Below are 11,103 nucleotides of genomic sequence, written 5' to 3'. Positions count from 1 at the left end.
GGACTCGCCCAGCACGCTCTTGGCGGGGGCCTTGGCGGTGGACTTGGCAGCGGTGGTGGTGGCGGTCATGGTGGAGGCTTTCAGGAAACGGTGGAAGAGGACGGGAGAGCGGAGGCGGATCAGAGCACTTCAGACACGCGGCTGGCCATCAGGATGTTGGCGTGCAGCGCATTGGTGGCCTCGTTGCCCACCTTCTTGGCGACGTTGTGGTTGGTCAGCAGGCTCCAGACCAGGTTGTCGTCCACGCGGAACGAGCACAGCAGGGTGTTGCGGGACGCCAGCTTCATGACCTGGGCGGCCGAGAGGGAGGCCAGGATGTCGGCGGCGTCTTCGTTCAGACCCAGGCGGAACACGGCCTCGGCCTTGTCCTGGCGGATCAGCGTCTGGGCCAGCATCAGGTAGGTGAGGTTGGCTTCGCGGATTTCGGCGAGGAGTTGTTCGTTGGTCATGGCGGCATCCTTATCCAGTCCCGGTTCGTGCGTTGTATGCCTCATGCATGTTTTCGCGATCCGTTGAAATGGATTGTGAATTCGCCCCAATCAAAAATTAAGTCGGGCGCTGGCTGTGCGCGGCGTCTGGTTTTGCGGCCGGGCTTGTAGGAATTTGCCTTACAGCGCTGCCAGCCCCACCGGGCGCGGTGCGGCGGGCCCGCGTGCTGCACCGGGACGTGCTCAGATGGGCGTAGCCAGGCCGGGTGCGCGGGCCTTGTCGAGCAAAAAATCGATGCAGGTGCGCACGGCGTGCGTCTGGTAGCGGTTGGGCATGTAGAGCAGGTACATGCGCGTGCCGAAGATGCTCAGGCGCCAGTCGTCCAGCGTGGTCAGCACCTCGCCCGAGGCAATGGCGTCCATCACCACGTAGTCGGGCACCAGCCCCAGGCCCAGCCCGGCGAGGATGCCCTGGCGCAGGAACGGGAAGTGCTCGGAGATCAGCGTAGGCTCCAGCATCACCTCCTGCCGCTCCTCGCCCCGGTAGGCGCGCAGGCGCAGCTGCTTGCCCACCACGCCCGAGGTGATCAGCGGCGTGCTGCGCAGCTGCTCCAGCGACTGCGGCAGGCCATGTTGTTCCACGAACCCCCGCGAGGCGCAGGCCAGGTAGCGCACGGGGCCCAGCTCGCGCGCCACTAACGCGGGCGGCGGCTCGGGCATGACGCGGATGGCGATGTCCACTTCGTCGCGCAGGTTGTCGGCGCGGTTCTCGAACAGCACGTCGAGCACGATGCCGGGGTAGAGCCGCTTGAACTCGATCAGCCAGTCCGACATCACTATCTGCCCATAGCCGCTGGGCACGCTCAGCCCCACGCGGCCCTGCAGGCCCTGGCCCAGCGTGGTGATGGTTTCGCGCGCGGCGAGCATCTCGTTCTGGATGTTGCGGCCATGCTCGTACAGGCGCAGGCCCACCTCGGTGGGCTCCACCTGGCGCGTGGTGCGGCGCACCAGCTGCACGCCCACCGACTTTTCCAGCTGGTTCAGGTGGTAGCTGACGTTGGCGCGCGTCATCTTGAGCTTGCGCGCGGCCTGGCTCAGGTTGCCAGCGTCAATGATTTCCACCAGCAGCGTCAGGGAGGTGAGGTCCATGGTGTTTGTCTAAAGGTATTTGACAGTCTGTCAATGGTTCATGTAATTGTCAAGATTGTTTGTCGGTACAACAATCGGTCATCTAACAGTGACCGGAGAACCCTGCATGAGCAACGAAGCCAAGGCTTCCGTGGTCCGCGCCGCACGCCAAGGGCGCGTGCTGGTGGTGACCATCGCCAACCCCCCCGTCAACGCCCTGGGCGTGGCCGTGCGCCAGGGCCTGCTGGCCGCCGTGGAGCAGGCCGAGGCCGACGCAGCCGTCCAGGCGGTGTTGATTGTTGGTGAAGGCAAGGCCTTCATCGCTGGCGCCGACATCCGCGAATTCGGCCAGCCCGCGCAGCCGCCCTCGCTGCCCGAGGTGTGCAACCGCATCGAAGCCTGCGGCAAGACCGTCGTCGCCGCCATCCACGGCCCCGCGCTCGGTGGCGGGCTGGAAGTGGCCATGGCCGCGCATTACCGCGTGGCCCTGCCCGCCGCCAAGCTGGGCCTGCCCGAGGTGAACCTGGGCCTGCTGCCCGGCGCTGGGGGCACGCAGCGCGCGCCGCGCCTGATGGGCGTGCGCGCCGCCGCCGGTCTGATGCTCAGCGGCCAGCACCTGGGCGCCCATGCCGCGTTCGACGCCGGTCTGGTGGACCGTGTGGCGCAAGGCGCCGACCCCGTGGCAGCGGGCCTGCAGTACGCCGAGGAACTGCTCGCCGCGAACGCCCCCGTGCGCCGCACGCGCGACCTCGCCATCGCCGACAAGGCGGCCGCCCTGGCCGAGCTGGATGCGCTGGCACTGGAAACGGCCAAGAAAACGCGCGGCCTGTTCTCGCCCGGCAAGATCGTCGAATGCGTGCGCGCCGCCGTGGAGCTGCCGTTCGACGAAGGCCTGGCCCGCGAGCGCGCGCTGTTCGTGCAATGCCTGGAAAGCCCGCAGCGCCAGGGCCTGATCCACGCCTTCTTTGCCGAGCGCGAAACCGCGAAGATCCCCGAGGCCAAGGCCGCCGCGCCGCGCCCCTTTGCCGCCATCGCCGTGATCGGCGGCGGCACCATGGGCGCGGGCATCACCGTGTCGGCGCTGGATGCAGGCCTGCAGGTGACCATGATCGAGCGCGATGCGGAGTCCATCGCGCGCGGCCAGAAGAATGTCGAGAAGGTCTATGACGGCCTGATCGCCAAGGGCCGCATGACCCCCGAGGCCAAGGCCGCCACGATGGCGCGCTACACCCCCAGCACCTCGTACGACGACATCGCCCACGTGGACCTGGTGATCGAGGCCGTGTTCGAGGACATCGAGGTCAAGAAGGCCGTGTTCAAGGAGCTGGACCGCGTGTGCAAGCCGGGCGCGGTGCTGGCCACCAACACCTCCTACCTCGACATCGACGCCATCGCCGCCGTCACGGGCCGCCCGCAGGACGTGATCGGCCTGCACTTCTTCAGCCCGGCCAACATCATGAAGCTGCTGGAGATCGTGGTGCCCGCCAAGGTCAGTGCCGACGTGGTGGCCACGGCCTTCGAGCTGGCCAAGCGCATGAAGAAGGTCCCCGTGCGCGCCGGCGTGTGCGACGGCTTCATCGGCAACCGCATCCTGGCCGTGTACAAGCAGGCCGCCGACTACATCATGGAAGACGGCGCCAGCCCCTACGAGATCGACGAGGCCGTGCGCGGTTTCGGCTACCCCATGGGGCCGTTCCAGGTGACCGACCTGGCCGGTGGCGACATCGGCTGGGCCACGCGCAAGCGCCGTGCCGCCACGCGCGACCCGAAGGCGCGCTATGTCGAGGTGGCCGACCGCATTTGCGAGCGCGGCTGGTTCGGCCAGAAGACCGGACGGGGCTTCTACCTGTACGCCAACGGCGCGCGCACCGGCATGCCCGACCCCGAGGTGCTGGCCATCGTTCAGGCTGAGCGCGCGAAGAAGGGCGTCACGCCGCGCAAGTTCACGCCCGAGGAAATCATGCGCCGCTACATGGCCGCCATGATCAATGAAGGCGCCAAGGTGGTGGAAGAGGGCATCGCCCTGCGCCCGCTCGACGTGGACGTGACCTTCCTGTCGGGCTATGGCTTCCCGCGCCACCGGGGCGGCCCGATGAAGCATGCCGACATGGTGGGCCTGCCCCAGGTGCTGGCCGACCTGCGGGAGTTCGCCCAGGAAGACCCGCTGTTCTGGAAGCCCGCGCCGCTGCTGGAAAAGCTGGTGGCCGAGGGGCGCAACTTCGACAGCCTGAATAAGACCGCCTGATTCAAAAACAGGAGCTGGCAGCGCTTTATCTATAAGGATTTCAGCATGAAAAGAGGCTGAAACCCAATGAAATCAAGCGCAACCAGCTATCAAAAATAAAGCATTGACACGAGGCACCAACGCATGGATCTCCAATTCACCCCCGAAGAGCAGGCCTTCCGCGAGGAAGTCCAGGCTTTCCTGAAAGACAAGCTGCCCAAGCACATTTCCGACAAGGTCAAGGCCGGGCAACGCCTGTCCAAAGCCGACCAGGAGGAATGGCACGCCATCCTCAACGAGCGCGGCTGGCTCGCCAACCACTGGCCCCAGGAATACGGCGGCCCGGGCTGGGGCGCCGTGCAGAAATTCATCTTCGACAACGAGTGCGCCCTGGCCGGCGGCCCGCGCATCGTGCCCTTTGGCGTGAACATGCTCGGCCCGGTGCTCATCAAGTTCGGCAACGCGGCGCAAAAGAGCTACTGGCTGCCGCGCATCCTCAAGGGCGAGGACTGGTGGTGCCAGGGCTATTCCGAGCCCGGCGCGGGCTCGGACCTGGCCTCGGTCAAGACCACGGCGGTGCGCCAGGGCGACCACTACATCGTCAACGGCCAGAAGACCTGGACCACCCAGGGCCAGCACGCCAACATGATCTTCTGCCTGGTGCGCACCGACCGCGAGGCCAAGGCGCAGTCGGGCATCAGCTTCCTGCTGGTGGACATGAACACGCCCGGCGTGGAGCTGCGCCCCATCCGCACGCTGGACGGCGACAAGGAAGTCAACGAGGTGTTCTTCACCGACGTGAAGGTGCCCGTGGAGAACCTGGTGGGCGAGGAGAACAAGGGCTGGACCTACGCCAAGTACCTGCTGACCTATGAGCGCACCGGCATCGCCGGCGTGGGCTTCTGCGTGGCGGCTCTGGCCAAGCTCAAGGTGATCGCCGCCAAGGTGCACAAGAACGGCAAGCCGCTGGACCAGGACCCGCTGTTCGCCGCGCGCATGGCCCAGGTCGAGATCGATCTGGAAAACATGAAGACCACCAACCTGCGCGTGATCGCCGCCGTGGCCGGTGGCGGCGTGCCGGGCGCGGAAAGCTCCATGCTCAAGATCCGTGGCACCGAGATCCGCCAGGAGATCCTTTCGCTGATCCGCCGTGCCATGGGGCCGTATGCGCTGCCCTTCATCGAGGAAGCGCAGTACGCCGGCTATGCCGAGGCGCCCGTGGGCCCCAAGGAGGCTGCCACGGCCGCGGCCAATTACTTCAACTACCGCAAGCTGTCGATTTTCGGCGGCTCCAATGAAATCCAGAAAAACATCATCTCCAAGATGATTTTGGGTCTGTGAGGTCGCAGCGATGAACTTTGAACACACCGAAGACCGCCGCATGCTGGCGGACACCCTGAACCGCTTCGTGGCCGAGCAGTACGGCATCGAAACCCGCAACCGCATCGCCTATGGCGACGCCGGCATGGACGCCGGGCTGTGGGCGCAGTTCGCCGAGCTGGGCGCGATTGGCGCGCTGTTCCCCGAAGCCGATGGCGGCTTTGGCGGCGCGGGTTTCGACATTGCCGTCGTTTTCGAGGCGCTGGGCGGCGGCCTGGTGGCCGAGCCCTTCCTGGGCGCACTGGTCGTGGGCCGCGCGCTGGGTCTGGCGGGCACTGCCGCGCAGAAGGCGCACATGGCCGGCCTGATCGACGGCAGCACCGTGGCCGCGCTGGCACATGAGGAGCCGGGCTCGCACTACGCGCTTTCGCGTGTGGAGACCCGGGCCGTGCGCAATGGCGACGGCTGGCTGCTGACGGGCCAGAAGGCCGTGGTGGTGCACGGTGAACAGGCACAACTGCTGCTGGTCAGCGCCCGGACCTCGGGGGAGGCGGACAGCGAGGAGGGTATCTCGCTGTTCCTCGTGCCTGGCGATTGTGCGCGCCTGAAGCGCCGCGGCTACGGCCGCATCGATGGCGGCCGTGCCGCCGAGATCACGCTGACCAATGTGCAGGTGGGGCCGCAGGCCCTGCTGGGCGCGGAAGGCCAGGGCTACGCCACGCTGGAGGCGGCCGTGGGCTACGGCATCCTGGCCGTGTGCGCCGAGGCCCTGGGCGCCATGGAGGTGGCCAAGAAGAACACGCTCGAATACCTCCAGACGCGCAAGCAGTTCGGCGTGCCGATCGGCAGCTTCCAGGCCCTGCAGCACCGCATGGCCGACCTGCTACTGGAAGTGGAACAGGCGCGCTCGGCGGTCATCAACGCGGCGGCGGCCATCGACAGCAACGACCGCACCGAGCGCGAACGCGCGCTGTCGGCGGCCAAGGTCAGCATCGGCCGCATCGGCGCCCTGGTGGCCGAGGAGAGCATCCAGTTGCACGGCGGCATTGGCATGACCTGGGAGCTGCCCCTGTCGCACTACGCCAAGCGCCTGGTCATGGTGGACCACCAGTTCGGCGACGAGGACCACCACCTGGCGCGCTTCATCGCGCTAGGGCGGAACTGACGCCATGGAGCAGCCCCCCCTGCTGCAGCGCCGCGAAGGCGCGGTGCTGGTGCTGTCCAACAACAACCCGGCGGCGCGCAACGCGCTGTCGCCGGCGTTTTATGCCGCGCTGACCGAGGCGCTCGCGCAGGCCGAGGCCGACCCCACCGTGGGCGCCATCGTGCTGACGGGCGAGGGCGGGCACTTCTGCGCGGGCGGCGACCTGCGCCAGCTCGCCAAGCGCCGTGAATTGCCGATCGAAGAGCGCCGCGCCAAGCTTGAAGGCTTGCACGACGTCATCCGCACCGTGCGCGACTGCCGCAAGCCGGTGATCGCCGCCGTCGAAGGCGCGGCCGCCGGCGCGGGCCTGTCGCTGGCCCTGGCCTGCGACATGCTGGTGGCGGCGAAAAATGCCGTGTTCTCGGTGGCCTACGTGAAGGTGGGCCTCACGCCCGACGGCGGCGCCACGGCCTTCCTGGCCGAGTTCGTTTCGCGCCAGGTGCTGACCGAGCTGTGCCTCACGGGCGAGCGCATTGCTGGCGAACGCCTGCATGCGCTGGGCGCCGTCAACCGCCTGGCCGAGCCCGGCCAGGCCCTGGCGCAGGCGCTGGCCCTGGCGGCCCAGGTGGCGGCGGGGCCCGAGCGGGCCATGGCCCGCATCAAGACCCTGTGCCGCCACGCCCACGCGAATACGCTGGAAGACCAGTTGGACATGGAGGCCCGGTTCATGGTCCAGTCGCAGGAAACGGAAGAATCCCGCGAAGGCATGGGCGCCTTCCTGGAAAAACGCCCGGCGGATTTCGCGCCATTGCGCCAGCGTGAACCCTGGCAAGGAGACACAAACACATGACCCCCACCCCCACCACGGCCGCTCCGGGCGGCATGGACTTTCCGCTCGAAGGCGTGCGCGTGCTCGACCTCTCGCGCGTGTTCGCCGGGCCGCTGTGCGGCCAGGTGCTGGCCGACTTCGGCGCCGAGGTCATCAAGGTGGAGCACCCCGGCCGGGGCGACGACACGCGCGACTGGGGCATGCGCATCGGCAAGACCGAAACCACCTACTACAACAGCATGAACCGCAACAAGCGGTCCGTTACGGTCGATCTGCAGACGCCCGAGGGCGTGAAGATCATCCACGGCCTGCTGCCCCAGTGCGACGTGGTGATCCAGAACTTCAAGACCGGCGGCGCCGAGAAGCTGGGCCTGGGCTACGAGCAGCTCAAGGCGATCAAGCCGGACCTGATCTACTGCTCGGTGGCCGGTTACGACAGCTCCGGCCCCGAGGCCAAGCGACCGGGCTACGACCTGGTGATCCAGGGCGAGGCGGGGCTGATGGCGCTGAACGGCGAGGCCAGCCAGCCGCCGCTCAAGTTCGGCGTGGCCGCCGTGGACATGATGACCGGCATGTATGCCGCCCAGGCCGTGCTGGCGGCCCTGTTCCAGCGCAGCCGCACCGGCCAGGGCCGCCACATCGAGATGGCGCTGTACGACTGTGGCCTGATGATCACCGGCTACTACGGGCTGGACGCCATGCTGCTGGGCCACGACCCGCAGCGCTACGGCAACGCCCACCCGTCCATCGTGCCCTACGGCATGTTCGAGGCGCAGGATGGCCCGCTCATCATCGCCGTGGGCAACAACAGCCAGTTCGACAAGTTCTGCCGCCAGGTGGTGATGCGCCCCGACATCGTGGAAGACCCGCGCTTTGCCACCAACGTCGAGCGCGCCAAGAACCGCCTGACCCTGCTGCCCGTGATGAAGGAGCTGATCGCCAGCTTCCCGCGCGATGTGCTGCTGGAGCGCCTGGGCGCCGCCGGCATCCCCTGCGGCCGGGTGGCCGGCCTGCACGAGGCCCTGACCAGCGAGCGCACGCGCCGGGGCGGCCTGCTGCAGGAAATGCCCCACCCGGTGGCGGGCAGCACGCATGTGTTCGCGCCGCCCTACCGCCTGGACGGCCAGCGCCTGCCCATCCGCAATGCGCCGCCCACGCTGGGCGAGGGCACGCGCGAGGTGCTGCAGCAGTTGCTGCAGCTGTCGGACGCGGATCTGCAGGCCCTGCGCGACAAGGGCGTGCTGACGCTGCCGCAGGATGAAGCCACTCAAAAACAATAGCTACTCGCGCTTGCTGTGTAAGCGCTGGAGCCATTTTTCATACCAAAGGACATCACCATGAAATTCTCGCAAGTGACCCGCCGTACCCTGCTGGCCCTGGCCGCCGCGCCCCTGCTGATCGGCAGCGCCTTCGCCCAGGCCTGGCCCGCCAAGCCCCTGAAGCTGGTTGTGCCCTTCCCGCCGGGCGGCCCCACCGACACGGCCTCGCGCATCGTCGGCCAGAAGCTGGCCGAGCGGCTCAAGCAGCCCGTGGTGGTGGAGAACAAGGCCGGTGCCTCCGGCTCCATTGCCGCGCAGCAGTTGCTCAAGACGCCGGGCGACGGCTACACCCTGATGATGCTGGCCACGCCCACGCTGCTGGCGCCGCACCTCTACAAGAAGGCGGGTTACGACACCAGCAAGGATTTCGTGCCGGTCGCCACCGTGTACGACCTGCCCATCGTGGTGGTGGTCAACCCCACGCTCATGCCCACGGTGACCGACCTGCAGCGCCTCATCACGCACGCCAAGGCGCGGCCGGGCCAGCTCAACTACACCAGCTCGGGCGTGGGCAGCTTCGGCCACCTGAGCATGGAACTGCTCAAGCAGCTGGGCAAATTCGAGATGGAGCATGTGCCCTACAAGGGCGGCGTGCCCGCCATCACCGACACCCTGGGCGGCCAGGTGCCCATGATGTATGCCGACCTCGTGGCGGCGCTGCCGCACATCCAGACCGGCCGGCTGCGCGCCATCGCCGTGGGCTCGCCCCAGCGCGTGGGCGTGATCCCGAACGTGCCCACCATTGCCGAGCAGGGCTTCAAGGGCTTTGATGCCGTGTCCTGGGGCGGCCTGATGGCCCCGCCCGGCACGCCCAAGGACGTGGTGCAGCGCATCACCACCGAGGTCAAGGCCATCCTGGCCGAGAAGGAAGTGCAGGACAAGCTGCTGAATGCGGGCGCCATCGCCAACTACCAGGCGCCGGACCAGATGGCCAAGCGCGTGACCGGCGACTACACCAAGTGGGGCCAGGTGATCCGCGACAAGGGCATCTCGTTCGAGTGACGCGCCCATGAGCACCGCCGCCACTTCCGCCCAGCCGCCGTTCCGCACCGTGTCTGACCTGCTGCGCGAGAGCGCGCGGCTGCGGCCCCAGGCCAGCGCGCTGGCCGATGACGACACCGCTTTGAGTTGGGCCCAGCTCGATGCGTTGGTGGACCGCGTGGCGGCCTCGCTGCAGCGCGCGGGCCTGCACAAAGGCGATGTGGTGGCCGTGTGCGCTGCCGCATCGGTGCGTTACGCCGCCGTGTACCTGGGCGCCTTGCGCTGTGGTGTGGTGGTGGCACCGCTGGCGCCTTCGGTCACGCCCGACGCCATGCAGTCCATGCTGCGCGATGCCGAGGCCCGCCTGCTGTTCGTCGACGCGCAGGGCAGGGCGGTGCTGCCGCCCGCCACGCCGGATGCGCCCGCGCTGGTGGCGCTGGACGACGACGGCCCCGCGCCCCGCTGGCACGCGTGGCTGGCGCCCGAGGGCGCCACCCCGCAGCCCGTGGAAGTGGCGCCGGAGCACCCCTTCAACATCATCTACTCGTCGGGCACCACGGGCACGCCCAAGGGCATCGTGCAGTCGCACGGCATGCGCTGGGCGCACATCGTGCGCGGTCTGGCGCAGGGCTATGGGCCGGAGAGCGTGACGCTGCTGGCCACGCCGCTGTATTCCAACACCACGCTGGTGTCGTTCTTTCCCGGCCTGTGCGCGGGCGGCAGCGTGCGGCTCATGCCGAAGTTCGATGCGCTGCGCTACCTGCAGATCGCGCAGCAGATCCGCGCCACCCACAGCATGCTGGTGCCGGTGCAGTACCAGCGCATCATGGCGCTGCCGCAGTTCGGTGAGTTTGACCTGTCGTCGTTCCGCGCCAAGTTCTGCACCAGCGCGCCCTTCCGCGCCGAGCTCAAGGCCGACATCCTGGCGCGCTGGCCGGGCGCGCTGTATGAGTTCTATGGCATGACCGAAGGCGGCGGCACCTGCATCCTGGCCGCGCACGAGCACCCCGGCAAGCTGCACACCGTGGGCCAGCCCGCCGCCACCAGCGACATCCGCCTCATCGACGAAGACGGCAACGAACTGCCCCCCGGCGCCACGGGCGAGGTGGTGGGGCATTCACCCGGCATGATGACCGGCTACCACCATCAGCCCGAGAAGACGCGCGAGGCCGAATGGTTCGATGCCACGGGCAAGCGTTTCATCCGCACCGGCGATGTGGGCCGGTTCGACGAACAGGGCTTTCTGACCCTGCTGGACCGCCGCAAGGACATGATCATCAGCGGCGGCTTCAACATCTATCCCAGCGACCTCGAAGCCGAGCTGCGCAAGCACCCGGCCGTCGAGGACGTGGCCGTGACGGGCGTCCCCTCCGAACAGTGGGGCGAGACGCCGGTGGCCTTCGTGCGGCGCCAACCCGGCGCCACCGACGAGGCGGCCCAGATCATGGCCTGGTTCAACGCCCGCGCGGGCAAGACGCAGCGCCTGGCCGCGCTGCACCTGGTCGATGAACTGCCGCGCAGCGCGATCGGCAAGGTGCTCAAGCGCGAGCTGCGCGAGCTGCACCAGCAACTTTCAACCTGAATTCCCGAAAGACAACCATGAAGATTCTTGTCCCCGTGAAGCGCGTGGTGGACTACAACGTGAAGGTCCGCGTGAAGTCGGACGGCACGGGCGTGGACATCGCCAACGTGAAGATGAGCATGAACCCCTTTGACGAAATCGCCGTCGA

At 67.9% G+C, this 11,103-nt stretch carries 9 protein-coding genes and 1 pseudogene; 8 read left to right on the top strand and 2 right to left on the bottom strand.

The features are described 5' to 3' along the window. Positions 1-119 precede the first annotated feature (119 nt). Positions 120-449 (bottom strand): flagellar transcriptional regulator FlhD, encoded by a 330-nt coding sequence (flhD, locus tag D8S75_RS17045; protein ID WP_119967570.1) that lies wholly within the window; start codon positions 447-449, stop codon positions 120-122. A gap of 222 nt (positions 450-671) precedes the next feature. Then, positions 672-1,577 carry a LysR family transcriptional regulator gene (locus D8S75_RS17040; RefSeq protein WP_119967569.1) on the bottom strand — a complete coding sequence of 302 codons (906 nt, stop codon included), beginning with the start codon at positions 1,575-1,577 and terminating at the stop codon, positions 672-674. A 106-nt stretch (positions 1,578-1,683) separates the two neighbouring features. Here D8S75_RS17040 and D8S75_RS17035 point away from each other — a divergent pair, with 106 nt between their 5' ends. From D8S75_RS17035 to D8S75_RS17000, 8 genes and pseudogenes are all read left to right on the top strand, one after another. Further along, complete coding sequence (locus tag D8S75_RS17035) at positions 1,684-3,801, top strand: 3-hydroxyacyl-CoA dehydrogenase NAD-binding domain-containing protein (protein WP_119967568.1); 2,118 nt, start codon at positions 1,684-1,686, stop codon at positions 3,799-3,801. A gap of 123 nt (positions 3,802-3,924) precedes the next feature. Further along, a complete protein-coding gene (locus D8S75_RS17030; protein WP_119967567.1) occupies positions 3,925-5,121 on the top strand; it encodes an acyl-CoA dehydrogenase family protein in 1,197 nt (398 codons plus the stop codon). 10 nt (positions 5,122-5,131) lie between these two features. Continuing rightward, positions 5,132-6,265 carry an acyl-CoA dehydrogenase family protein gene (locus D8S75_RS17025; RefSeq protein ID WP_119967566.1) on the top strand — a complete coding sequence of 378 codons (1,134 nt, stop codon included), beginning with the start codon at positions 5,132-5,134 and terminating at the stop codon, positions 6,263-6,265. A gap of 4 nt (positions 6,266-6,269) precedes the next feature. After that, positions 6,270-7,094, top strand: coding sequence for an oxepin-CoA hydrolase, alternative type (locus D8S75_RS17020; RefSeq protein WP_119967565.1), 825 nt, complete (start codon positions 6,270-6,272; stop codon positions 7,092-7,094). Beyond that, positions 7,091-8,353 carry a CaiB/BaiF CoA transferase family protein gene (locus D8S75_RS17015; RefSeq protein WP_119967564.1) on the top strand — a complete coding sequence of 421 codons (1,263 nt, stop codon included), beginning with the start codon at positions 7,091-7,093 and terminating at the stop codon, positions 8,351-8,353. Before D8S75_RS17020 ends, D8S75_RS17015 begins: the two co-directional genes overlap by 4 nt. A 57-nt stretch (positions 8,354-8,410) precedes the next feature. Further along, a complete protein-coding gene (locus D8S75_RS17010; protein ID WP_119967563.1) occupies positions 8,411-9,394 on the top strand; it encodes a Bug family tripartite tricarboxylate transporter substrate binding protein in 984 nt (327 codons plus the stop codon). A 7-nt stretch (positions 9,395-9,401) separates the two neighbouring features. Next, on the top strand, positions 9,402-10,955 hold the full coding sequence (locus tag D8S75_RS17005; RefSeq protein ID WP_119967562.1) for a class I adenylate-forming enzyme family protein: 1,554 nt from the start codon (positions 9,402-9,404) through the stop codon (positions 10,953-10,955). 17 nt (positions 10,956-10,972) lie between these two features. After that, positions 10,973-11,103, top strand: a pseudogene (locus D8S75_RS17000) (electron transfer flavoprotein subunit beta/FixA family protein); the annotation flags it as partial.

This window comes from Simplicispira lacusdiani (assembly GCF_003604195.1).
Lineage (GTDB): Bacteria > Pseudomonadota > Gammaproteobacteria > Burkholderiales > Burkholderiaceae_C > Simplicispira > Simplicispira lacusdiani.
This window is presented reverse-complemented; position numbering and strand designations above follow the sequence as displayed.